The organism is Halobaculum rubrum, assembly GCF_019880225.1.
GTDB classification, from domain to species: Archaea; Halobacteriota; Halobacteria; order Halobacteriales; family Haloferacaceae; genus Halobaculum; species Halobaculum rubrum.
This window is the reverse complement of the sequence record NZ_CP082284.1, coordinates 90276-112627: the sequence shown is the minus strand read 5'-3', so window position 1 is coordinate 112627 and position 22352 is coordinate 90276. Positions and strand designations below refer to the sequence as shown.

Here is a 22352-nt window from a genome sequence, read left to right as displayed (position 1 = left end):
CCCCGTCCGTGACGGCGCCGTCAGGGTCGTTGTCGGCGGGGTCACGGTCGACCGAGTCGCCGTCGGCGGGGTCGCCGCCCGCAGATCCCTCGGATTCGGCGTCGTCCACGGTCCACGGTTCGATGCCCTGGTCTGCGGCCGCCCGCGCGATCGCGTGGGCGGCGGTCGGATTCGTGATGAACATGAAGACGATCAACAGCACGAGCTTGAGCGTGTCGACGCCCGTATCGAGCGCGATGGCGGCCGCCCCGAGCGTGAGCACCGCCCCGAGCGTGTCGCTCTTGGAGGCGCTGTGGGCCCGGGTGTACAGGTCCGGCAGCCGGAGCAGGCCGACGGCGGCGACGAACGCGAAGAAGAGACCGCCGAACAGCAGCGCGATCACGACCGCTTCGGTGACGGTCACCATCTACAGCACACCTCCGCGCTCGACGGTGAACTTCGAGATCGCGATGCTCATCAGGAAGTTGAGCAGCGCGTACACGAGCGCGATGTCGAGCGCGCCCGGCGTGTCGGTCGCGGCCGCGATCAGCGCCGCGACCACCACCGTGTTCGAGCCGACGACGTTCACCGCGATGACGCGGTCCTGCATCGTCGGGCCCTTCACTGCGCGGTACAGCACCACCACCGAGATGAGCATGAACCCCGCGGCCGCCGTCAACAGGGCGTCGGCGACGAGGCTCACTCCTCCACCTCCTCGCGCTCGCTCGGCGTCGGACGGCGGGCCGCAGATCGGCCGTAGAAGACGAACCTGACTGCCCGTTCGAGTTTGCCGTCGAGGAGGTCCTCGCGAGCGCCGGCGGTCAGCGAATGGATGGTGAAGTGCCGACGCTCGACGTCGACCGTCAGGGTCCCCGGGGTGAGGGTGATGCTGTTCGCCAGCGTCGCCGCCGGGACGGTCGACCACACGTCCGCGTCGAACTCGACCATCTTCGGGTCGATCGGCAGGGACGGGTGCAGCACCACGTACGCGATCTGGAGGTTCGCCTTCGCGATCTCCCACAACAGAAACACCGCGTACAGGCCCAGTCGTCCGAACTGGGTGGCCAGTCGACGCGGACTGATCGCGCCGGTAAACGACACGTGCCACAGCGTGGCGGCGACCGCCCCGGCGGACACCACACCGGTGATGATCGTGTACGGCTTGAGCGACCAGCCGGCGAGAAACAGATAGAAGCCCGCCGACAGACCGAACAGCAGCAGGAACTGCCCGAGGCCCGACCTGCGGGCGAGCCGTCCCCGTCGGGTTTCCCGCTCGACGGGCGCCTCCTCGACATCGAGGCCCGTTCCGCGGATCTCCCGCTCCAGTGCCGGGAGCAGCGGCGTCGTGCCGGTCGGTCGGTATTCGGGGTCGAGCACGACCCGGTCGACTCCCTGCCGCTCGGCGTACTCGGCGATCGCATCGGTGTAGTCGCCGGGGCTGAACAGGTACTCGTCGGCACCGATGACCGCCGTCTCCACGGACACCGACTCGTCGTTCTCCTCTCGGTCTTCCTCGACCCACAGCTCGATCCGTTCGAGCAGGTCGGTCGCGCGGTCGTGCTCGTCGCCGACCGTCCCGCGGCTCGACAGCGGGTACACGAAGTGCAGCGTCGACGGCTCGCCGGACTCGACGACCTGTCGGACGACGTACCCGACCGTGTTCCGGAGCGTGTTCGACTCCTTGACGGGAACAACGACGTCGCCGGCGGGTGCGGCGTCCCCGTCGGTCACGGCGTCCCCCCCGGCCTGCGGCCGCCATACCGATCGGGGCGAGTGTGTCGGCGGTAGCTGGTTGGTATCACGGGCTCTTGTGCCGTCGTTGGAAAGAGCGGATCAAAACCGTTGTGATCCCGCGGACGCGAAAGCGCGGCGACGAGTTCCGATCTACCCGTCCCGTATCACGGTCGCGAGTTCGTCGGCGACACGGAGCCCGAGCCCGAGCTTCGACCCGCGGTAGGCGTCGAACCCGTCCCGTCGGACGACGAGCGCGCGGGTGTCGGCGGCACCCATCACGGCGGCGTCGTTGGCGACGACGAACGCGAGATCGACCCGATCCAGCGTCTCGCGCGCCTTCGCGGCGAGCGTCTCGTCGTCGCCCCCGGGCTCCGCCTTGAATCCCACGAGGCACAGATCGGGGTACTCCTCGCGAACGGTGTCGAGCAGTTTCGGTGTGGGCGACAGCTCCAGCGTCAGCGATGCCTCGCCGGACCGTATCTTCCCCTCCTGTTGTGCCACGGAGTAGTCTGCGATGGCCGCCGCCGATATCAGCGCGTCGGCGTCGACACAGGCCGCGAGCGCGGCGTCGGTCATCTCCGCGGCCGACTCCACGTCTATCACGTCGGCGTACGACACGTCCCCGTCGTCGCCCGGCCCCCTCGCCGCGTCCGCGTCGTGGAGGAGCGTCACGTCGGCGCCGCGGACGGCGAGCGCCCGTGCGACCGCCCGGCCGGTGCGCCCGGACGAGCGGTTCGTGAGCACGCGCACGTCGTCGACGGCCTCGCTCGTCGCCCCGGCGGTGACGACGACGTGGCTCCCGGCCAGTGGTCGATCCCCGGCGGCGCGCGCCGTCGCCGTGACGATCGCGTCCTCGGTCGCGATCTTCGCTTTTCCCTCCTCGATCCGCGGGTCGACGAACTCGACGCCCCACGACTCCACGCGATCGATCGCGTCCAACACCCCGGGGTGGTCGTACATCGGCTCGTGCATCGCCGGCGCGCACACGACCGGCACGTCGGCCCCCAACGCGGTCGTCGCGCAGGTCGTGACCGGCGTGTCGTCGACGGCGCCGGCGATCTTGCCGACGGTGTTGGCGGTCGCCGGCGCGAGGAGGAGCACGTCCGCCCAGCCGTCGCGACCGCACAGCTCGACGTGTTCGACGGAGCCGGTGATCTCGGTGACGACGTCGCGCTCGGTCGCGAACTCGACGGCCCACGGGTGTATTATCCCGGTCGCCGCGTCCGTCATCACCGCGCGGACCGAGGCGCCGTGGCGTCGGAGCTCGTGGGCGAGTTCGACCACCTTCACGGCCGCGATGGAGCCGGAGACGCCGAGCGCGACGTTGGTGTCGGCGAGGAGATCGCTCATTGGCGGTGGCTCGGCGGGTAGGGTGGTAAATCCTCGCGGTGTCGCCCGAGCGGCCGCCGCGTCAGTCGTCGTCCTCGGTGGCCTCGCCGTCGGCCGTCCCGTCGTCGCCGAGGTCGCCGTCGTCGCCGCCGCCGACATCGTACCACTCTGGGTCGACCCGGCCGAGGTCGTCGTCGACGAGGCTCGGATGGGTCCGCTGCCGATCGGGGTGTTCCTCGGCGAAGTACGCCCGCATCGTCTCCCGGGACTCGGCGGCGCGGCGTTCCTGCTCGGCGGCGGTGATCTCCTCACAGCCGGGCGGCACCTCCCGCCCGCGGTCGGTGAAGTACCCCTCGGGGACGACCCAGTCGTGATAGAAGGGTACCTCGGCGTCGTGCAGCAGGGTGATCGCCGCCTCGGCGCCGTGGCCCGCGGCGACGACCGCCTGGTGATAGCGCTCGGCGATCCGGCCGGCGGCGTACACGCCGTCGACGGAGGTGCGACTGAGGGCGTGCTCCTCGGCGTAGCGCTTGCTCCCGGCGTCGCGAGCCTCGACGCCGAGGCCGTCGAGGTAGTCGAGATCCGACCACGACGCCGCGACGACCCGCGCGGCCGTGACCGCGGTGCCGTCGTCGACGGCGGCGGTGAACCCGCCGGTCTCGCCGGTGACGCCCTCGACGAACCCGGTCCTGATCTCGGCGCCGTTGCGCTCGGCCTGATCGCGGAGCATGTCCGCGAACAGGCGGGCGTTGACGCCGGCGGGGAAGCCGGGGACGTTCTCCAGATGGGCGTTGCGGCGGAGGATCGACTCGTCGCCGTCGACGACGAGCGTCGCGAGGTCGGCGCGCGCGAGAAACGTCGCCGCGGTGAGGCCGGCGACGCCGCCGCCCACGACGAGCGCGTCGTAGTCAGCATCCGTGTCGAGGGTCGTATCGGTCATGGCCGACCGGTCAGTTCACGCCGGCTTCAGTACCACGGTCCGTTCCGTCGTGGCGGATTCCATCGCCGGTGGGAGCGTGGGAAGACCGTTCGTCGCGAACCCACTATCGTGTGGTATGTTGACATACACCGTACTCGCGGACGCGAACGAGGCGCAGTTCCAGAACCCGCAGGAACTGGTGTCGATCCGGGGCGGCGTCCGGGAGGACATCGAACGCCTCGGGGCCGAACTCCGGGAGAGTCACGCGCTCGTCGGCGGGTACGACTTCCTGCTCACCTTCGAGGTCGAGGACGAGGAGGCGGCCCTCCAGGTCGCGATCGCCATCGAGGGGCACGGGCTGGACACCGAGACGATGCGCGCGATCCCGATCGAGCGCATGGGCGAGCTCGTCGAGGACCTCTGATCGTCGTCGGCGACGCTGTCACGGCCGGCCATCGCCGCCGTCTTTCCGAGGCCTCGTTCGTTCCACTCACTCGGCCTCGCTCAGTCCGTCGCGGGACCGGACCCCGCAAGCGTCTCGGCCTGCCGCTCCCTCGCTCGCTCGACGAACTCCTCCGGCAGCGACTCGATCTCGCCGGCCTGCACGCCCCACAGCTTCGCGTACAGCCCGTCCCTCGAGAGCAACTCCTCGTGGCCCCCGCGCTCGACGACCTCGCCGCCCTCCAACACGAGCACCTCGTCGGCGTCCTTCACCGTCGAGAGCCGGTGGGCGATGACGAACGTCGTCCGGTCCTCGGCGAGGCGGTCGAGGCTCCGCTGGATCAGCAGTTCGGTCTCGGTGTCGACCGCGGAGGTCGCCTCGTCGAGGACGAGCACGTCCGGGTCCTGCAGCACGACGCGGGCGATCGACAGGCGTTGCCGCTGGCCGCCCGACAGCTTCACGCCGCGCTCGCCGATCCGGGTGTCGTACCCCTTCGGGAGGTTCGCGATGAACTCGTGGGCCTCCGCCGCCTTCGCGGCCTCGCGAACCGCCTCCTCGCCCGCATCGAAGCGCCCGTATCGAATGTTCTCGGCGACGGTCCCGTCGAAGAGGTAGGTGTCCTGGCTGACGTAGCCGACCGACTCGCGGAGGCTCCGCAGCGTCACCTCGCGCACGTCGTGGCCGTCGACGCGAACCGCGCCGTCGTCCACGTCGTACAGGCGCATGAGCAGCTTCAGCAGGGTGGACTTGCCGGCGCCGGTGGGGCCGACGAGCGCGACCGTCTCGCCCGACTCGACCCCGAAATCCACGTCGCGAAGGACGAGCTGGTCCTCGCCCTCGTAGCCGAAGTCGACGTGGTCGTACTCGATCGCTCCCTCGACGTCGTCGAGGGCGACCGCGTCTGGCGACTCCGTGACCGACGCGGGGATGTCCTGGAGCCCGAACACGCGCTCGCAGGAGGCCTTGGCGTTCTCGTACTGCGAGACGATGTTCGACACCTCCGCCAGCGGCGTGACGAACCGCTGGGTGAGGAACAGGAAGGTGACGAACGTCCCCGCCCGAAGCTCGCCGGTCAGCGGGCCCGGTGCCGTGCCGGAGACGATCCACAGGCCGCCGACGACGAACGTCGTCGCGAACGCGATCCCCGCGAACAGCTCCATCCCGGGGCGGTACACGTAGTTCAGGCGGAGCATCGAGAGCGTCTTGCGGAAGTAGTTGTAGGAGGTGTCCTCGACGCGGCTCGTCTCGTACTCCTCGGTCCCGGTCGTCTTCACCAGTTGGATCCCCCCGAGGGCGTTCTCGAGTCGGGTGTTGAGGTCGGCGACTGCCTCGCGCTGGGCGGCGTATCGGGGCTCGACCGCCTTCATGAACCAGTAGGTGAACAGCACCATCCCCGGAACGACGACGAGCGTCACGAGCGCGAGCTGCGCGTTGCGCTCGAACAGGACGATCCCGATGCCGAGCAGCATCACGCCGAGGCGCACGGAGTTTTGAAGCGCGTCGTCGAGGAAGCGCTCGAGGTTCGTCGCGTCGTTGTTGAGAACGGACATGACCTCCCCCGTCTGCTTGTCGTCGAAGAACGTCATGTCGAGGTCCTGCATCTTCGCGTAGGAGTCCGTCCGCACGTCGTGCATGACGCGGTGGGCGAAGTTGTTCGCGGCGACGCCGTACACCCAGGTCAGCGCGGCCGTCACGGCGAAGGAGCCGACGATCAGCCACACGGAGAACCAGAACTGCGCCTCGTCGGGCGCGGTCGTCGGGAGCCACCCCCCGGGCACCAGCGGCAGTGTGTACGGCTGATCGCCGGTGAACGCCGCGTCGATGGCGACGCCCAGCACCAGCGGCGGGAGCAGGCTCGCGCCGCGAGCGATCACGTTCGCGGTCATGCCGACGAGGAGCCACGGCCACTTGTCGAGGCCGTACTCGGTGAACAGGCGATACAGCGGCCGGTCGACGCGGTCGCGGTAGACGTCGAAGGCGCTCTCCTCCTCGGCGCTCATTACGGTTCGAAACCGACGCGGGCGACTTAGGCGAACCGGTCCGCCCCGGTTTCAGCGGTGATACTCGGACGCACAGCCATTTATCACGTCGGGGCACAGCGTGGGTATGAACGGCGCCGCGGGGACGGAGCACTTGCCCGCGGACGAGCGCGACGACGCCCGCGACACCGCTCGTCACGTGGACCTGCAGGCACTGGTGATCGACGCGTCGACGACGCTGCTCTCGGCGAACCCGGACGAACTCCACACGAAACTGACGTGGACGCTCAGGAGCGTCGCGACCGGGGTGGACGCGGACTACGCGGGCGTCTACGAGATCGCCGGCGATGGCGGCCGATCGAGTTCGGGCCGGGACCCCGAGACGTTCGACCGACGCTACGCGTGGCACCGGGACGGCATCGAACCCGACGACCCGCCGCCCGCGGACATCGAGCCGTTGGTACGCGACGCGCTCGGCCGCGTCGGGGGCTCCGAGGCCGTCCGTGTCGCGAAGGCGGGAACCGACGCCGTCGCCGATGAGGGATCGACCGCGAGCGGCGGGACGAACTCGTACGGCACCCTGTTGGCGGTTCCGATCGTCCGCGAGTACGAGCTGTGGGGGACGCTCGTGTTCGCCGGCCGCTCCGACCGCGAACGGTGGCGGGACCACGAGGTCGTGCTCGTTCGCTCGCTCGCGGATATGATCGCCGCCTCCCTGGAACGGGTCCAGCGTGAGCGAGACCTCGCGGCACAAAACGATCGGCTCGAGGAGTTCGCGTCGGTCGTCGCTCACGACCTCCGGAACCCGCTGAACGTTCTCACCGGCTCGCTCGACATGGCCAGACGGACCGGCGACGATGAACACTTCGACCGCGCGAAGCGGTCGGCCGAGCGGATCGACGAGATCATCGACACCGTACTGGGGCTGTCTCGGGCCGGACAGGACATCGGAGAAACCGAAATGGTCAGGATCGGGAAGATCGCCCGGACGGCCTGGGAAAGAGTACAAACCGACGACGCGACGCTCGTCGTCGACGCCCCGGGCCAATACGACGCCGACACGCAGCGGCTCACCGACGTGTTCTCGAACCTCTTTCGCAACGCGATCGAACACGGCGGCGGCGACGTCGAGGTCACCGTCGCCGGCCTGGCGAACGGTCGGAACGGGTTCTACGTCGCCGACGACGGACCGGGGATGCCGGACGACATGAGCGATCCGTTCCACCAGGGGCATTCCGGGGAGTCCGACGGGACCGGCCTTGGCCTGACGATCGTCCGCCGGGTGGTCGAGGCCCACGGATGGTCCGTGGACGTGACCGACAGCGAGGCGGGCGGTGCACGCTTCGATATCCTCGTCGAGGGTTGAACGGGGCGATCGCTCCGGACGACCCATCACCCGACGAGCCAGAGTACGGGCAGCAACGTCCCCGCGGAGGCGACGGTCGTCGCGAACACGTTGACCGACGCGAGGCCGTCGTCCCCGCCGAGCGCGCTGGCGTACACGAACGTCGAGACGGCCGTCGGCATCGCGAACATGACGACGCCGGCGCGGACCGTCGAGGGGTCGCCGCCCAGCACGGAGAACACGGCGAACGCGATCAGCGGCATCGCGAGCAGTTTCATCCCCGTCACCGCGCCGACGGTCGGGTAGTCGATCGAGACGCCGTCGAGCACGAGCGACGCGCCCACGCCCAGCAACGCGAGCGGGAGCGCCAGTTCCCCCAGCCACGACAGCCCCGTCGCGACCGCGCCCGGCGGCGTCCACCCGACGGCTGCCGAGGTGAGGCCGGCAACGAGCGCGACCAACACCGGATTGCGAAGGAGCGAGACGGCCTCGCTCGCCAGATCGGCGTCGGCGTCGTTCACGATCGAGAGGATCGTCACGGTCGCGGGCACGTGGACGAGCGCGCCCATCCCGAGGATCACGCTCGCCTTCCCGGCCTCGACGGCGTCGGCGCCGAACGTGGCGGCCACGAGCGGGAGCCCGAGGAACCCGAGGTTCGCGTGGTACGACTGGACGACAGCGACGCTGCGGGCGGCGGCGTCCGCCCGTCGTCGGTGAACGAACCAGCTCACGGCGATCCCGACAGCGAGGGCGCCGACAACGCCCGCGACGAGTCGGACCGACAGCAGCTCCCCGAGCGGCTGCGCGTACGTCGAGCTGTACACGAGCGCGGGCAACGCGAGGTAGAAGGCGGCGTCGGTGAGCGTGTCACGGCGGCGCGGCGTGAGCAGCCCGGCCCGCCGCGCGACGACGCCGGCGGCGAGCAGGGCGAGCATGAACGCGAGGTTCGAGGCGACGGACACGGGAGTCGGCGGACCTGCGCGATGGCGACGGTTGACCGTTGCGTTCCCGGCGAGGCGGGGGCAGCCGCGACCGGTGTAGCGGGTCGCACGTCGATCGCCCGCGGTGGTGTGACGTGCGGGGCGACCGGGCCGAACCCGACCTCGGACTCCACGCCGAACACGCCGCGCAGCAGTCCTTCGGTAACGACCCCCTCGGGCGACGACCCGCGCAGCCCGAACCCTTACCTCTCGGCCGGCGGATCCCGAGACATGGACGAGCTCGTCGTCTCGACGGACGTGTACGTCGCCCCCGAGGAGGCGTACGAGTTCCTCGTGGACTTCCCCCGCTACGAACGGTACACCGAGTACCTCGACCGCGTCTCGCGGACGCGCGGCGACGGCGGTTCGGGGTCCCGTTACGCGCTCAAGTTCGCGTGGTGGAAGCTCACCTACACCGCCCGCTCGGAGGTGACCGACGTGGACCCGCCCACGCGGATCGACTGGCGGATCGTGAAGGACATTCGCGCGCACGGTTCGTGGCGGATCGAACCGCTGGAGGAACTCCCGGCGGACGCCCCCGACGACGCCGACGAGGGGTGTCGAGTGACGCTGGAGATCAACTTCGACGCGGACTCGGCCGACTCCTCGTCGGTGTCGCTGCCGCCGTTGGTGTCGTTCGGGTGGGTCCTGGACAAGGTGAAAGGCCTCGTCACCGAGGAAGCCGAGCGCGTGGTCCGCCGGGCGGTCGCGGACCTGGAGGGCCGCGAGCGCGACGTGCGCCTCGACGTTCGGGATCGAACGGAGTCGCTGTGAGGGATCGAGCGGCGCCGTCCCCGCCGGAAGCGCCGCCAGCGACGTCGAAACACAGTTCGCGTTCCTGCCGAGACTCCGGAACGCTCATTCCCCTCCGACCGACAGGGGCGAGTATGCAACAGGTGGTCGCGCCGTGCGAGTCCTGATCATCGGCGCGGGACAGGTCGGCGAGAGCATCGCGGCGGACCTCTCCGACGCCCACGACGTAGTGATCGTCGAGCGTGACGCCGAGCGCTGCGAGGAGCTGACGTACTCGCTGGACGTCCTGACGATCAACGGCGACGGCACCGCCGTCTCGACGCTGGAGGAGGCCGGGATCGAGGACGCCGATATGGTGGTCGCCTCGACCGACAACGACGAGACGAACATCGTCGCCTGCTCGACGGCGAAGGCGGTCAGCGACGCGTTCACGATCGCCCGGATCAAACAAACCGAGTACCTCCGGACGTGGGAGCGCTCACGCAAGGCGTTCGGCATCGACTTCATGGTGTGTACGAACCTCCTCACCGCCGAGAACATCGTCCGCGTCATCGGCCTGCCCGCCGCCCGCGACGTGGACCCGTTCGCCGACGGCATGGTGCAGATGGCGGAGTTCGTGGTGAGCGAGGAGAGCCCGCTCGTCGGCCAGACCGTCAGCGAGGCCGACCGCTTCGACTCGCTGACGTTCGCGTCGATCATCCGCGAGGACGAGGTCGTCATCCCCCGCGGCGAGACGCTGATCGAGGCGAAAGATCGCGCGGTCGTCATCGGGTCGCCGGCGAGCGTTCGCGGCTTCGCCGCCGACGTGGCGCCGGAGGAACACGTCGGGACCGGCGAGGAGGTCGTCATCGTCGGCGGGTCGGAGATCGGCTATCACACCGCCCGTTTGCTCGGGGAGCGCGGCTTCTCCCCGCGGCTGATCGAGCAGGACGAGGACCGCGCTCGGAAGCTGGCGGAGGACCTCCCCGAGACGGTGGTCATGCAGTCGGACGCGACGGACGTGGGATTCCTCGAGCGCGAACGCGTCGGCGACGCGGACGTGCTGATCGCGACGCTCGACTCCGACGAAAAGAACCTCCTGTCGTGTCTGCTCGCGACCCGCCTCGGGATCGAGCGGACCGTCGCGGTCGTCGACCAGACGGCCTACGTCGACCTGTTCGAGACGGTCGGCATCGACGTGGGCGTCAGCCCGCGCGCGGTCGTCGCCGAGGAGATCACCCGGTTCACCCAGGAGAGCGGCGCCGAGAACGTCGCGCTCATCGAGGACGATCGCGCGGAGGTGATGGAGGTCGAGATCGACGCCGACTCCCTGCTCGTCGACCGACCGATCAGCGAGGCCATCCACGACTTCCCGCCCTGCCTCGTCATCGGCGCGATCACCCGCGACGGGGAACTCGTCACGCCACGCGGCGACACGGTGATCCGCGAGGGCGACCACGTCGTCGTCTTCTTCGAGCAGCGCGTCGTCGAGGAGGTCGCGGAGAAACTCTAATCGAGAGCGAGCAGGCGTCCTGTCCCGGCCGCGCTACTCCACCGTCAGCGTTCGCTCGGGCATCCCGCCCATGAGCGCGCCGAAGGCCGTCTCGTACCCCTCGTGGCGGGCGATCTGCGGCCACACCGTCGGCGTCAGCGTCAGGTCGTCACCCGACTCGACGTTCGCGTCGCCGAGCGCGGCGCCGTAGTGGTACGAGAGGTCGGGGTCGAGCGTCCGGGTGAGACCCCCGGAGACCACCTCCTCCCCGTCGCGCGACAGCGTCGCCTCCAGCCCCATCGCGGGGATCACCATCCGGTTGTACGGCGTGCGTGCCGACACCGCGAGGTACGGCCCGTCGGCGTCGATCCCTCCGGGCGACTCATCGAGAACCGTCGCGACGAGGACCGCGTCGTTGCTGTTCACCTCGCCGAGGACCGACCCGGGGAGATCGTCGACGGGCGGCGCCGTCGCGTCGGGCAGCATCTCCATCCCCATCGGGTCGACGGCGTCCCGCTCGCCCGCGTTCTCCAGCGTCCGGAAGGTGATCTCGTCGCGCGTCGACCGACTGTACTCGAACTCGACCGGGATGTCCGCCGGTTCGTCGAACCGGTCGCGGAACGCGCCCGTTCGACGGGTGCGGACGCCCCCGACGGAGACGGTGACGGTGTACGTGCCGTCGCCGTCGAGCCCGAAGTTCCCGCCGTAGTGGGTGCCCATCGGCTGGGAGAGCATCGGGTAGATCACCTCCTGGGAGACGAGCGAGCCGTCCGTCGAGATCTCGATCGACACCCCGGTCTCGGGCAGAACCGTCCCAGTCCGGGGGTCCCAGACGCTCGCCATGAGGTGCACGTCGTCGTCGGACTCGACGTCAGTCCGCTCGACCGACTCGCCGTTGACGTTCCAGAAGCGGTGCGCGTACGAGTAGAACACGCCGACGCGGTAGTCGCCGGCCTCTCCGGTCCCGGCCATGGTCATTCCCTCGACGTGGCTCGGGAGGTAGACGCCGTCGGGGCGGTCCTCGACGAGCGGCGGCTCGCCGGCGATCCCGTCGCTCGAGGAGAGCTCGAAGCCGAGACAGCCGGAGACGCCGGCGGCGCCGGCGACCGACCCGGCCGCCGCCGCCCTCGCGAGGAACGTCCGTCTGTTCATACCCGGGATCGGTGACGGCGACGAAAGGGGGTTCTGGTACGGCCGTCGAATCGGCGGGAGAGCCGCCGAACGCCGTTTCCGGGGAGGAGCTCGGACCACCGCCGACGCCGTTCGTGGCCGAAACCGAGTTATGCACACCGGACGTCAGTTCGAACGATGAGACGGAGATCGGTCGTCGCCGCGCTCGCGGCAGCGTTCTCGTCGGGATCGCTTCCCGGGGACGCGCTCGCGCATCCGAGCCACTCGACGGCGACCCCGACCGGACCGCTCGCCGGGGCCTCCCCGACCGGGCTCGGGATCGGACTCGCCGGGGTGCTACTGATCTCCGGCGCGCTGTTGCTCGCTCGCGATGGCACGTTCACCGGCCGCACGCGCACCGCCGGGGTCGGTATCGGTGCCGCGCTGACTGTGATCGGAGCGGTCGTCGCGTTCGTCCACTTCTAACCGGAACCGGTGACGGCGTCCGCCGCGGTGTTCTCGGTCCGAGACAGCTCATCCCTCGCTGCCGTCCGGCGTCGGCAGCGCGCGCAGCGACCGCGGCGGAACGAGGAAGTAGCCGCGGTGGCGCAGGAAGATGTACTCGAGGATGCCGTTGTTGACGCGCTGTCTGACCGCGGGGGTCGCCTCCGTCGCGTCGACGCCGTTCATCGACCGTCTGACGGTCTCGAACTGGTCGATGGAGCGCTGGAGCGACGGGAAATGGAGGCTCGCGATGTCGTCGTCGGCCGACTCGAAGTGGCGGCGGAGCAACAGCGGGTTCCCGTCCGCGTCGCGGTTCTCCCTTGCGGCCTTCTGTGCGTGGCCGACGCGGCCGTACTCCTCGGCGTCCTCGACCACCGAGTCGAGGAACCGGTCGATCCCCGAGTCGTCGCCGAGGTTCGCGCCCACCCCCTCGACGAGGTTCTCGGCCGCGTGCCCCGGCGAGTACATCTCCATCACCTGCTGATCGAAGTCCTGTTCGCCGTACCAGTCGGCGAGCCGCTGTCGCCAGTTGCCGACGGACTTGGTCGTCCCCTCGGCGAACGGACCCTCGCCGATGGCGACCGCGTCTTCGGTTGCCTGGTTCCCGCGGAACCCCGCGATGAACCCCATGAACAGCGGCGCGTCCTCGGGGACCGGGTTCGCTTCGGGAACCCCCGAGAGCCCGTCGGCCTTCTCGTGGGGCATCCCCGGGTCGAAAAAGCCCGTCCGGCGGTCGTCGAGGGCGAGCGCGTCGGTCAACGCCGACGGGAACGACACGCCGTTGGCCTCGTCCGCCTCGCCGAGGAGCGCCTCCTCGGCCCCCAACAGCGCGTCCGGCCGGTCGGAGGCGAGGTGGACCAGCACGTCCTGCGTGTCGAACTCCGGGGTCTCGAAGTCGGCAAGCGGCGTCGGCTCCGGGAGCGACACGTCGTCGGGGACCGCCAGGGCCGTCTCGAAGCGGTCGACGTACGCCGGGGAGTACGCCGCCGAGTGGAGCAGCCCCTCGTGGCTCCAGGCGTACGCCTCGTCGAGCGCGTCGAGCGCGGCCCGGACGGCCTCGCGGTCGGCCGGGCTCGGCGGGCCCCCGCCCGGCAGCGAGAGGTACAGGAGCGTCTGATGCCGGGGAAGCTGCCAGTTCCCGGCGTCGTCGGTCCGGACGTGGTCGTTCCAGGCGTACTGCCGCGACGGGTGTGCGTCGGCGCCGTCGCCCCCCGGGACGGGTTCCTCGCCGTCGAGGCGGTCGACGCAGGCGGCGAGACCGGCGGCGCCGCCGACGGCGACGGCGGCCTTGAGGGCGTCGCGCCGCGACAGGCCGTCGAGTGACGCCGTCCCGGGATCGTCGGCGTCCGCGGGGTCGCCGGCGTCCGTGTCGGTCATACTCGCCCTAGCGCGGTCGCGGAAAAGGGGGTTGTGGTGCGGGCGTCGAACGCGGTGCTCGACATCGGGCGGTGCTCGCCTACTCCAGCAGCGCGTCGACGAGCCGCGTGAAGCGGTCGAGCAGGCGGTCCGGGAGCGACGGCTCGATCCGCCGGAGGCTTCGGGCGGTCGCCTCCGGGTCTGTGAGCGCGAGCGTGACGCGGCCGCGCTCGTCGCGGCGCTTCTCGACGACGCCGGCGTCGACGAGGTTGTCGAGGTGCCACTCCAGCGTGCTCCGGGCGACCCCGATTCGGGTCGCGACCGCGTCGGGGGCCGCGGGGCCGTCGAGCAGTTCGAGCACGGCGTCGCGGGCGGTCTCCCGGCGAAACAGCGCGAGACGGCGGCGCTCCGTGGGATCGACCGCGGGGTCGAAGTAGTGGGTTCGACCGGACACCTCCTCGCCGACGACCCGGTCGGCGCGGACGAGCCGGCGGAGATGGTACTGGGCCTGTCCGGGCGCGAGATCCAGTCTGCGGACGAGTTCGTTGAAGTGCAGCCCCGGGTTGGTCGCGACGTAGCCGGCGATGCGCTCCCGGGTCGGCCGATCGGCCGGCGGGGTGACCGGGTCGCTCACGACGACACCTCCGTCCGGACCGTCCGCGCGTAGTACACCGCCGCGACGACGAGCCCGGCCATCACCACGTCGAGGAGATGCTCGACGAAGTGGTGGGCCTCGACGCCGACGAGCCCGAAGGCGGCGCCCGCCGCGATGCCGGCCCGTGCCGCGAGCGCACCGAGGGCGAGCGCGACCAGCAGATACGACCGCGACCGACGGCGCAGAAACGCCGCCAGCCCGAGCCCGAGCAGTCCCGCGCCGGCGACGCCGCCGAGCGCGACGACGACCGCGTAAGCGACCCCGTGGGCGCCGGGGGCGACGTGGAGCAGGGCGTCCATACCGACGCGTGACGCCGCGACGACTTCACGGTTGCGCGCCGCGTGCCGACAGGCCCCGGATCGCGTGCCGACCGAAGCGGTACGTTCAACTTGGACGCGCTCGCCCGCTTCGAAAGTGAACCTTCGCGTCGAGTATCGGGCGAGTCTGAGCCTCGTCGGGACCGTCGTTCGCTACCTCTCGGTTCCGTTGCTCGCGCCGCTTTTGGTCTCGCTGTACTACGGTGAGTCAGTGGCCCCGTTCGCCGTGACGATCCTCCTCGCGATCATCGTCGGGACCGGCCTCGAACGGCTCGATCCCGACCCGGACATCGGCGCCCGGGAGGGCTTTCTCATGGTCGCGGCGACCTGGCTCGCCGTCGCAGTCGTCGGATCCATTCCGTATCTCGTCGAGGCCCACGGGATCCCCGGCCTCGTCGCCGCGATCCACCCCGAGTCGACGCTCGCGAACCCGGTGAACGCGCTGTTCGAGGCGATGTCCGGCTTCACGACGACCGGGGCGACCGTCCTCGGCGACATCTCCTTCGAGACACACACCCGCGGAGTCATGCTGTGGCGCCAGCTCACCCAGTGGCTCGGCGGCATGGGGATCGTCGTCCTCGCGGTCGCGATCCTCCCCCAGTTGTCGGTCGGGGGCGCCCAGCTCATGGACGCCGAGGCACCCGGGCCGGGTATCGAGAAGCTCACGCCGCGGATCGCGGAGACCGCACGCGTGCTGTGGGGCGTCTACGCCGGGATCACGGCGCTCGAGATCGTCCTCCTGTACGGGATGCACGTCGCCGGGCCGGCGCTCGGGATGCCCGACCTCGCCCCGAACATGACGCTGTACAACGCCGTCGCCCACGGACTGACGACGATGCCGACCGGCGGGTTCTCGCCGGAGGCTCGATCGATCGAGGCGTTCTCCGCGGCGGTACAGTGGGTCATCGTTCCGTTCATGGTCGCCGCCGGAGTCAACTTCGCGCTGTTCTGGGGCGTCATCACGGGCGACCCGCGGCGGATGCTCGGGGACGTGGAGTTCCGGACGTTCGTCGGGGCGATGGGCGTGATCGCCGCACTGGTGACGGCGCTACTGTTCGCCGGCGCGTTCGTCGCCGTCGCTCCCGCGAGCGAGACGTACGACGCCGCCTACCTCTCGGCGGTCACGACCGCCATCTCCGGGAACCTCGAACCCTCGCTTCGACACGCGGTGTTCCAGACGGTCTCGATCGTCACGACGACCGGGTACGCGAGCATGGACTTCAACACCTGGTCCGCGCCGGCGCAGTACGCGCTGTTGTTCGCCATGTTCATCGGCGGGTCCGCCGGGTCGACCGGCGGCGGTATCAAGGTGATCCGGTGGGTCGTGATCCTGAAGTCGCTGCGACGGGAGCTGTTCACGACGGCTCACCCCGACGCCGTCCGCCCGCTCCGGCTCAACGGCCGCAGCCTCGACGAGCGCGGCGTCCGCGGGATCTTCGCGTTCTCCCTGCTGTATCTCGTGTTGTTCCTGATCTCGACGCTGCTGTTGTTCCTCGACGGCACTCGGCTCCCGGAGAGCTTCTCGGTCCTCGAGACGATGAGCGCCGTCGCGGCGACACTCGGGAACGTGGGTCCCGGATTCGGGGTCGTCGGGCCGATGGGGAGCTACCTCGGGTTCACCGAGGCGAGCCGTCTCTACATGGTGTTTCTGATGTGGATCGGCCGCCTCGAAATCATCCCGGTGCTCGTCTGTTTCACGCCGGAGTACTGGCGGCGGTAGCCGGGCGCGACACGGTCCGTCTCTCGCCGAGTGGATGGGTGGACGGCGTCACCGCCGCGACGGTCGGCGTCGGCGGTTTCCTGCGGACACTGTTCCGATCGGCAGGAAAAGCGACGCTCCGGCGGTCGTAAGCGGCTCTCCGTCGACCCGTCGCCGTCGGCCCTACTCCTCGACGGCGCTGCCCGCGCGGATGATCGCCGCCTCGCCGAAGGCGGGGCCGACGAACTGCAGCCCGACCGGAAGGCCCTCGGCCTCGCCCGCCGGCACCGAGATCGCCGGGAGGTTCGCGAGGTTCACCGGCACCGTGTTCGCGTCCATCAGGTACAGCGAGAGCGGGTCGTCGAGGCTCTCGCCGCGCTTCGGGGGGAGCACGGGCATCGTCGGCGTCGCCAGCACGTCCGCCTCGCCCAGCGCCTCGTCGAAGTCCCGCTTCACCCAGGCGCGGGCGTCCTGTGCCTTCTTGTAGTACTTGTCGTGGTAGCCCGCCGAGAGCGCGTAGGTTCCCAGCAGGATCCGGCGCTTCACCTCGTCGCCGAAGCCCTCCTCGCGGGAGCGGGCGAACGACTCGTTCCAGTTGCCCTCGCCGCCGGCAGTTCCGTACCGCACGCCGTCGAAGCGCGCGAGGTTCGAGGACGCCTCCGACATCGCGATGACGTAGTACGCCTGCACCGCGTGCTCGACGGAGGGGAGCGACACCTCGACGGTCTCGACGCCCTTCGACTCCAGGTCCGCCAGCGCGTCCTCGAACACCTCGACGACCTCGTCGTCGGCGCCCTCGACGAGTTCCGTCGGGACGCCGACGGTCATGCCGTCCACGTCGCCGTCGGCGGCCGCGGCGTACTCGGTCGCGTCGGCGGGATGGGTATCGTCGGAAACGTCACTCGCTCCGGGTGCGCCCCCCTCGGCGGCGTCGTAGCGCGTCGTCGCATCGCGCTCGTCGGGGCCGGCGATGGCGTCGAGCAGGGCGGCCGCGTCCTCGACGGTGTTCGCCAGCGGTCCGATCTGTTCCAGCGAGTTGGCGTACGCGACGAGTCCGTACCGGGAGACGAGCCCGTAGGTCGGCTTGATTCCGACGACGCCGCAGAACGCGGCGGGATTGCGGACCGAGCCGCCGGTGTCGGAGCCGAGCGCCAGGTCCGCCTCGCCGGCGGCGACGGCGGCCGCGGAGCCGCCCGAGGAGCCGCCCGGGACGCGCTCGGGGTCGACGGGGTTTTTCACCGGTCCGAACGCCGAGGTCTCGGTCGTGCCGCCCATCCCGAACTCGTCCATGTTCGCCTTGCCGACGAGCGTCGCGCCGGCCTCGCGCAGGCGCTCGACGACCGTCGCGTCGTACGGCGGCACGTACTCGGCGAGCATCGCGGAGCCGCAGGTCGTCCGGATCCCCTCGGTCGAGATGTTGTCCTTCACGGCGACCGTCTTCCCCGCGAGGGGGCCGTCAGAGTCGTTTTCGACGGTCTCGCGGGTGATGAACGCGTTCAGGTCATCGGCCGCGTCGGTGCCGGGGGCGTCGTCGGCGCTCATGAGACCTTCGGCCCCTTGAAGAAGCCAGCCTCCGAGTCGGGCGCGTTCGCGAGCGCCTCCTCTTGGGAGAGGCCGTCGCGGACCTCGTCGGCCCGCATCACGTTCACCAGATCCGGCTCGTCTTCGACCTCGGGCACCTCGTCGAGCGCCGCGAAGTAGTCGAGCACGTCCGCGAACTGCTCGGCGAACGCCGTCGCCTCCTCGTCGTCGAGGTCGACCCGTGCGAGGTCGGCGACGTGGCGGACCTCGTCGGGATCGACGACGCCGGCGTCGGCGTCCGACCCGGCGCCCTCGTCCGTCGCTGTCATGTACGGGGAGTGCCGCGGACCGCGAGTAAGGGTTTCGATACCCCCGACTCCCCGGCGTTCCCCACGCGGGTCGCCTCCCTGTTTCGGGGGATCGCCTCGAACTCATCCCGGTCCGGCGCTCACAGCTCGGTGCCGCTTGTGACCGACGCTGCCCGAAACGGAAACCGGCGGCCTTAGACGGAATTCGCGGCCGAAGACGGCGAAAATACGCCAGCAGATATAAGTTGCTTCCGCCCGTGTAATTGGTACGGCGAACCCCCCCATCGGAGAGTTGAGTCTCCGATTTCAACCATCCTAACAATGAGTGAGAACGTCCGAGGTTACACGGACGACCGATCGCGCACCACCACCGCCGACGAGGACGAGACGGAGTCCGAATCGGCGGGAGAACAGCTCGAATGCCCGGAGTGTAGCGGGAAGCTGACGAACGACTCCGAGCGCGGCGAGACGGTCTGTCGGGACTGCGGCCTCGTCGTCGAGGAAGACGAGATCGATCACGGGCCGGAGTGGCGCGCGTTCGACTCCAAGGAGAAAGACCAGAAGTCCCGCGTCGGCGCCCCCACGACGAACATGATGCACGACAAGGGGCTGTCGACGAACATCGGCTGGCAGAACAAGGACGCCTACGGCAACCAGCTGTCGGGCCGCCAGCGCGAGAAGATGCAGCGGCTGCGCACGTGGAACGAGCGGTTCCGCACGCGCGACTCCAAAGAGCGAAATCTCAAGCAGGCGCTGGGCGAGATCGACCGCATGGCCTCCGCGCTCGGCCTCCCGGACAACGTCCGCGAGACCGCCTCGGTCATCTATCGACGCGCGCTCGACGAGGACCTGCTTCCGGGCCGCTCCATCGAGGGCGTCGCCACCGCGAGCCTCTATGCGGCGGCTCGACAGGCCGGAACGCCTCGGAGCCTCGACGAGATAACGAACGTCTCACGCGTCGAGAAAGACGAGATCGCACGGACGTACCGCTACGTCGTCCGCGAGCTGAAGCTGGAGATCCAGCCGGCCGACCCCGAGAGCTACGTCCCGCGGTTCGCGTCGGACCTGGAGCTGTCGGACGAGTCCGAGCGACGCGCTCGCCAGCTCCTCCAGAGCGCCAAACAGGAGGGCGTCCACTCCGGCAAGTCGCCGGTCGGTCTCGCGGCCGCGGCCGTCTACGCCGCGTCGCTGCTCACCAACGAGAAGGTGACGCAAAGCGAGGTGAGCAGGGTGGCGAACATCTCGGAGGTCACCATCCGCAACCGGTATCACGAGCTGCTCGAAGCCGAGGAAGAGGTACAGCTCGGCTGATCCGGTCGGGAATTCGAGCGTGCTGTCGCTTCCGTAACGCCGAAGCCACACACCCACCAGCCACGCGTATGGAGACCACGCGTCACTTCACCGCGACCGTCTATCTCGTCCACGACGGCGCGACCGCGCTACACGAACACCCGAAACTCGGCATTCGGATCCCGCCAGGCGGTCACGTCGACCGCGACGAACTGCCCCACGAGGCGGGACTGCGGGAGGCCCGCGAGGAGACGGGGCTCGACCCGACGCTCGTCGACGACACCCGCGACATCGAGGCGCCGGCCGGCGAGACGCTCCCCGCGCCCCGACATACGATGCTGTACGACATCAACGTCCACGACGACGGTACGGTCGGCCACCAGCACATCGACCACGTCTTCTTCGCCGCTGTCGACGGCCGCAGGATCGACCCCGACGGCGACGACGAGGTCGGTGCCGACGCCTGGGCGTGGTACACGCCCGGAGACCTCCGTGAGAGCGGGGTGGACAGTGACACCACACAGATCGGGATCGAGGCGATCGAGACGGTTCCTGCGGCCGTCGACCGATAATCGCCCGAGCGGTCGAATCCCTCCCCAACGTTTAGGTACCGAACCGGGACCACTGCCGCCCATCGAGTAGCCGGAAACGGCCGACGCTCGGCGGGAGCGCGACACCGCGTCGGCCGCGCGAGCCCACGAGGCAGTGTCGCCTGTCAGCGAACTCTCCCTACTAGCGACTGCTCTCGCCAGCGCTCGCTACCGCTCATCGCGCGGGCGGTGCTCCTCGCCGCACAGGTCGGCGATATAGCGCCCGACGTGGTCCTCCATCCGGCGCTTGAACCCCGCCTGTCGCGCGAGGCGGTCGAGTTCGCGCGAGACGTAGGTGCCGTACTGGACGGCCTTCTTCTCCGTCGAGCGGACCCGGTCGGGGACGAGTCCTGCGGCGGCCGCGCGAAGCGCGACCTTCCGCTCGCCGTCGGCGACGAGGAGGCGTTCCGGAAGCGCCAGCGCGCCACTCACGACGCGGTCGTGCAACAGGGGCGCGACCGGCTCGACGCCGGCGGCCCGAAGCGCGAGCACGTCGCGCTCCAGCTGTTCGGGGAGCGTCGCGACCGTCTCGCGGCGAGCACCGCGCACGGTGTCGGCGTCGACGCGGCCGTCGTCGGCCGGGTCGACCACCTTCGCGTAGCCGCCGAACAGCTCGTCGGCGCCCTGCCCGACCGCAAGTCGGTCGTGGCCGGCGGCGGCCGCGCGTTCCCCGACGAGATACAGCGGCAGCGCGATGGCGATATCCATCGGGTTGCGCCGTCCGGTCGCCGCGACGATCTCGGGAACGGCGCGTTCGAGATCGGCGTGCGAGAGTGTCACCTCCCGTAGGTCGCGGCCCATCGCCTCCGCGGCCGAACGAGCGGCAGCCACGTCGTGTGCGCCCTCGAATCCGGCGACGTACAGCGGCGCCTCGGGGACACCGGCGGCGACGACTGCCGAGTCGACGCCGCCGGAGAACGCGACCGCGAGCCCGTCGGGGTCGACCGCGCGAACGCTCCGTTCGACGGCGTCGGTGATTTCCGTGAGGGCGGGGTCGGCCGCCGACGCCTCGGGGTCGGGCAGCGACCAGACGCCTCGCTCGCCGTCAGCATCGAGCACGGATCCCGCAGGCAGCGAGCGCGGACGCTCCAAGTCGGTGGGACTGTGGCTCCAGCGGTCCGGATCGTCGCGGTCGACGAACAGCGGTCGTCGACCGAGGACGTCCCGGACGAGCGTCCCGTCGAGGATTCCCGCGAACCCGTCGGTTCCGGGTACCGGGTCCCCGGCCGCGAGCGCTGCGCGGACGAGAGCAGGGTCGGCGACGTCGCCGTCGAGGTCCGTTGTCGCGGGTCGACGCTCGCGAGTCACAGGAAGTCGTCGACGCGACGGCCGATACGTCGCTTGGCGCCGCCGGCGGCCTGCCGGAAGGAGATGTACCACGGCGTTCGCTTGCCGACGACGCTGGTGCGACCGTCGCGGATCGCGTCGAGGATCGCGTCGACCGAGCGGTCGTCGGCGCCGACCTGGGTGATCGCCTGTCCAACCATCTCCGCGATGTGGGCGTCGCTGCCGGCGGTCATCGGAACGCCGTGGTCCACCGCGAACGATTCCGCCTGCCGGTTCGACCGACCCGTGAGGAGCCGCGAGTTGTACACTTCGATGGCGTCCGCGTTCGCCAACTGGTCGTCGGTGATGTGTGGCGCGACGCCGTGGCGCGACTTCTGGAACGGGTGCGGAACGACCGCGAGGCCGTCCTGGTCGTGGATCCGGTCGAGCGTCTCGTCGTAGTCGAGCCCGGCCGGGATCAGCTCCTCGATACCGAACGCGAGCACGTGACCGGCGCCGCTCGTGACCTCCATCCCGGGAATACCGACGAGCCCGTAGTCGTCCGCTCTGTCCGCGGCCTCCAGACTCGCGTCGAGTTCGTCGTGGTCGGTGACCGCGAGCGCGTCGAGGCCCACGGCGGCCGCCTGTTCGAGAAGCATATCGACCGGGTCTCGCCCGTCGTGCGAGAGCGCGGAGTGACTGTGCAGCTCGACCGATAGCACGGTCGGCTGTACTCGCGGACCGTAGAAAAGGGACCCGGTCCGATCGGGGGCGTCGTCGACAGCGACGCGAATAGGCACGACCG

Annotated in this window: 22 protein-coding genes and 1 pseudogene; 8 read left to right on the top strand and 15 right to left on the bottom strand. The window is 70.1% G+C overall.

The genetic code is table 11. The features are described 5' to 3' along the window. Nucleotides 1-88 precede the first annotated feature (88 nt). From mnhG to K6T25_RS00605, 5 genes and pseudogenes are all read right to left on the bottom strand, one after another. Nucleotides 89-406, bottom strand: a pseudogene (gene mnhG, locus K6T25_RS00625) (monovalent cation/H(+) antiporter subunit G); the annotation flags it as partial. Beyond that, nucleotides 407-682 carry a cation:proton antiporter gene (locus tag K6T25_RS00620; protein ID WP_225917772.1) on the bottom strand — a complete coding sequence of 92 codons (276 nt, stop codon included), beginning with the start codon at nucleotides 680-682 and terminating at the stop codon, nucleotides 407-409. It abuts the pseudogene before it with no gap. After that, nucleotides 679-1710 carry a monovalent cation/H+ antiporter subunit E gene (locus tag K6T25_RS00615; protein ID WP_222915678.1) on the bottom strand — a complete coding sequence of 344 codons (1032 nt, stop codon included), beginning with the start codon at nucleotides 1708-1710 and terminating at the stop codon, nucleotides 679-681. Before K6T25_RS00615 ends, K6T25_RS00620 begins: the two co-directional genes overlap by 4 nt. A 153-nt stretch (nucleotides 1711-1863) precedes the next feature. Continuing rightward, on the bottom strand, nucleotides 1864-3063 hold the full coding sequence (gene coaBC / locus K6T25_RS00610; protein ID WP_222915677.1) for a bifunctional phosphopantothenoylcysteine decarboxylase/phosphopantothenate--cysteine ligase CoaBC: 1200 nt from the start codon (nucleotides 3061-3063) through the stop codon (nucleotides 1864-1866). A gap of 61 nt (nucleotides 3064-3124) precedes the next feature. Next, nucleotides 3125-3982 carry an NAD(P)-binding protein gene (locus K6T25_RS00605; RefSeq protein ID WP_222915676.1) on the bottom strand — a complete coding sequence of 286 codons (858 nt, stop codon included), beginning with the start codon at nucleotides 3980-3982 and terminating at the stop codon, nucleotides 3125-3127. Between the two features lie 115 nt (nucleotides 3983-4097). Here K6T25_RS00605 and K6T25_RS00600 point away from each other — a divergent pair, with 115 nt between their 5' ends. Then, the gene (locus K6T25_RS00600; RefSeq protein ID WP_222915675.1) at nucleotides 4098-4385 is read left to right on the top strand and encodes a GYD domain-containing protein; all 288 of its coding nucleotides are present in this window, start codon (nucleotides 4098-4100) and stop codon (nucleotides 4383-4385) included. Nucleotides 4386-4465: 80 nt separating this feature from the next. On the opposite strand, the gene K6T25_RS00595 is transcribed toward K6T25_RS00600, so the two are convergent. Next, a complete protein-coding gene (locus tag K6T25_RS00595; protein ID WP_222915674.1) occupies nucleotides 4466-6403 on the bottom strand; it encodes an ABC transporter ATP-binding protein in 1938 nt (645 codons plus the stop codon). 106 nt (nucleotides 6404-6509) lie between these two features. On the opposite strand from K6T25_RS00595, the gene K6T25_RS00590 reads away from it, so the two are divergent. Then, a complete protein-coding gene (locus K6T25_RS00590) occupies nucleotides 6510-7748 on the top strand; it encodes a GAF domain-containing sensor histidine kinase (protein WP_222915673.1) in 1239 nt (412 codons plus the stop codon). A 26-nt stretch (nucleotides 7749-7774) separates the two neighbouring features. Here the strand turns inward: K6T25_RS00590 and K6T25_RS00585 are convergent, their stop codons facing one another. Further along, entirely contained in the window at nucleotides 7775-8689 is a 915-nt protein-coding gene (locus tag K6T25_RS00585) for an AEC family transporter (protein ID WP_222915672.1), read from the bottom strand. A gap of 249 nt (nucleotides 8690-8938) precedes the next feature. On the opposite strand from K6T25_RS00585, the gene K6T25_RS00580 reads away from it, so the two are divergent. Together K6T25_RS00580 and trkA are read left to right on the top strand one after the other, a co-directional pair. Next, nucleotides 8939-9481 carry an SRPBCC family protein gene (locus K6T25_RS00580; RefSeq protein ID WP_222915671.1) on the top strand — a complete coding sequence of 181 codons (543 nt, stop codon included), beginning with the start codon at nucleotides 8939-8941 and terminating at the stop codon, nucleotides 9479-9481. Between the two features lie 133 nt (nucleotides 9482-9614). Then, nucleotides 9615-10952 (top strand): Trk system potassium transporter TrkA, encoded by a 1338-nt coding sequence (trkA, locus tag K6T25_RS00575; protein WP_222915670.1) that lies wholly within the window; start codon nucleotides 9615-9617, stop codon nucleotides 10950-10952. Between the two features lie 33 nt (nucleotides 10953-10985). On the opposite strand, the gene K6T25_RS00570 is transcribed toward trkA, so the two are convergent. Continuing rightward, nucleotides 10986-12083, bottom strand: a complete 1098-nt coding sequence (locus K6T25_RS00570) for a DUF7350 domain-containing protein (RefSeq protein WP_222915668.1) — start codon at nucleotides 12081-12083, stop codon at nucleotides 10986-10988. A 156-nt stretch (nucleotides 12084-12239) separates the two neighbouring features. Here K6T25_RS00570 and K6T25_RS00565 point away from each other — a divergent pair, with 156 nt between their 5' ends. Then, nucleotides 12240-12527: a hypothetical protein gene (locus K6T25_RS00565; RefSeq protein WP_222915666.1), complete on the top strand. Its 288-nt coding sequence runs from the start codon at nucleotides 12240-12242 to the stop codon at nucleotides 12525-12527. Between the two features lie 48 nt (nucleotides 12528-12575). Here K6T25_RS00565 and K6T25_RS00560 read toward each other — a convergent pair whose 3' ends face one another. The 3 genes from K6T25_RS00560 to K6T25_RS00550 all read right to left on the bottom strand — a co-directional run bounded on the left by K6T25_RS00560 (nucleotide 12576) and on the right by K6T25_RS00550 (nucleotide 14855). Then, nucleotides 12576-13922, bottom strand: coding sequence for a DUF7405 family protein (locus tag K6T25_RS00560; protein WP_222915664.1), 1347 nt, complete (start codon nucleotides 13920-13922; stop codon nucleotides 12576-12578). Between the two features lie 79 nt (nucleotides 13923-14001). Beyond that, nucleotides 14002-14535, bottom strand: a complete 534-nt coding sequence (locus tag K6T25_RS00555; protein ID WP_222915662.1) for a winged helix-turn-helix transcriptional regulator — start codon at nucleotides 14533-14535, stop codon at nucleotides 14002-14004. Continuing rightward, nucleotides 14532-14855 carry a DUF7471 family protein gene (locus K6T25_RS00550; protein WP_222915660.1) on the bottom strand — a complete coding sequence of 108 codons (324 nt, stop codon included), beginning with the start codon at nucleotides 14853-14855 and terminating at the stop codon, nucleotides 14532-14534. The genes K6T25_RS00555 and K6T25_RS00550 overlap by 4 nt, the downstream gene beginning before the upstream one ends. A 115-nt stretch (nucleotides 14856-14970) precedes the next feature. Between K6T25_RS00550 and K6T25_RS00545 the strand changes: the two genes are divergently transcribed. Beyond that, nucleotides 14971-16593, top strand: a complete 1623-nt coding sequence (locus K6T25_RS00545) for a TrkH family potassium uptake protein (RefSeq protein ID WP_222915658.1) — start codon at nucleotides 14971-14973, stop codon at nucleotides 16591-16593. A gap of 162 nt (nucleotides 16594-16755) precedes the next feature. On the opposite strand, the gene gatA is transcribed toward K6T25_RS00545, so the two are convergent. Further along, on the bottom strand, nucleotides 16756-18114 hold the full coding sequence (gene gatA, locus K6T25_RS00540; RefSeq protein ID WP_222915656.1) for an Asp-tRNA(Asn)/Glu-tRNA(Gln) amidotransferase subunit GatA: 1359 nt from the start codon (nucleotides 18112-18114) through the stop codon (nucleotides 16756-16758). Continuing rightward, a complete protein-coding gene (gene gatC / locus K6T25_RS00535; protein ID WP_222915654.1) occupies nucleotides 18111-18422 on the bottom strand; it encodes an Asp-tRNA(Asn)/Glu-tRNA(Gln) amidotransferase subunit GatC in 312 nt (103 codons plus the stop codon). Before gatC ends, gatA begins: the two co-directional genes overlap by 4 nt. Before the next feature lie 300 nt (nucleotides 18423-18722). Between gatC and K6T25_RS00530 the strand changes: the two genes are divergently transcribed. Together K6T25_RS00530 and K6T25_RS00525 are read left to right on the top strand one after the other, a co-directional pair. Then, nucleotides 18723-19712: a transcription initiation factor IIB gene (locus tag K6T25_RS00530; protein WP_222915653.1), complete on the top strand. Its 990-nt coding sequence runs from the start codon at nucleotides 18723-18725 to the stop codon at nucleotides 19710-19712. A gap of 68 nt (nucleotides 19713-19780) precedes the next feature. After that, complete coding sequence (locus K6T25_RS00525) at nucleotides 19781-20263, top strand: NUDIX hydrolase (RefSeq protein ID WP_222915651.1); 483 nt, start codon at nucleotides 19781-19783, stop codon at nucleotides 20261-20263. Nucleotides 20264-20449: 186 nt separating this feature from the next. On the opposite strand, the gene K6T25_RS00520 is transcribed toward K6T25_RS00525, so the two are convergent. Both K6T25_RS00520 and K6T25_RS00515 read right to left on the bottom strand, forming a co-directional pair. Beyond that, nucleotides 20450-21589: an asparagine synthase C-terminal domain-containing protein gene (locus K6T25_RS00520; protein WP_222915650.1), complete on the bottom strand. Its 1140-nt coding sequence runs from the start codon at nucleotides 21587-21589 to the stop codon at nucleotides 20450-20452. Beyond that, entirely contained in the window at nucleotides 21586-22269 is a 684-nt protein-coding gene (locus tag K6T25_RS00515; RefSeq protein WP_222915648.1) for a PHP domain-containing protein, read from the bottom strand. The genes K6T25_RS00520 and K6T25_RS00515 overlap by 4 nt, the downstream gene beginning before the upstream one ends. Between the last annotated feature and the right edge of the window lie 83 nt (nucleotides 22270-22352).

Bases quoted from the DNA above. Each gene is read 5' to 3' on its own strand.
- coaBC (WP_222915677.1), bottom strand. From the start codon at position 3,063: ATGAGCGATCTCCTCGCCGACACCAACGTCGCGCTCGGCGTCTCCGGC.
- K6T25_RS00605 (WP_222915676.1), bottom strand. From the start codon at position 3,982: ATGACCGATACGACCCTCGACACGGATGCTGACTACGACGCGCTCGTC.
- K6T25_RS00600 (WP_222915675.1), top strand. From the start codon at position 4,098: ATGTTGACATACACCGTACTCGCGGACGCGAACGAGGCGCAGTTCCAG.
- K6T25_RS00595 (WP_222915674.1), bottom strand. From the start codon at position 6,403: ATGAGCGCCGAGGAGGAGAGCGCCTTCGACGTCTACCGCGACCGCGTC.
- K6T25_RS00590 (WP_222915673.1), top strand. From the start codon at position 6,510: ATGAACGGCGCCGCGGGGACGGAGCACTTGCCCGCGGACGAGCGCGAC.
- K6T25_RS00580 (WP_222915671.1), top strand. From the start codon at position 8,939: ATGGACGAGCTCGTCGTCTCGACGGACGTGTACGTCGCCCCCGAGGAG.
- K6T25_RS00570 (WP_222915668.1), bottom strand. From the start codon at position 12,083: ATGAACAGACGGACGTTCCTCGCGAGGGCGGCGGCGGCCGGGTCGGTC.
- K6T25_RS00565 (WP_222915666.1), top strand. From the start codon at position 12,240: ATGAGACGGAGATCGGTCGTCGCCGCGCTCGCGGCAGCGTTCTCGTCG.
- K6T25_RS00560 (WP_222915664.1), bottom strand. From the start codon at position 13,922: ATGACCGACACGGACGCCGGCGACCCCGCGGACGCCGACGATCCCGGG.
- K6T25_RS00550 (WP_222915660.1), bottom strand. From the start codon at position 14,855: ATGGACGCCCTGCTCCACGTCGCCCCCGGCGCCCACGGGGTCGCTTAC.
- gatA (WP_222915656.1), bottom strand. From the start codon at position 18,114: ATGAGCGCCGACGACGCCCCCGGCACCGACGCGGCCGATGACCTGAAC.
- gatC (WP_222915654.1), bottom strand. From the start codon at position 18,422: ATGACAGCGACGGACGAGGGCGCCGGGTCGGACGCCGACGCCGGCGTC.
- K6T25_RS00530 (WP_222915653.1), top strand. From the start codon at position 18,723: ATGAGTGAGAACGTCCGAGGTTACACGGACGACCGATCGCGCACCACC.
- K6T25_RS00525 (WP_222915651.1), top strand. From the start codon at position 19,781: ATGGAGACCACGCGTCACTTCACCGCGACCGTCTATCTCGTCCACGAC.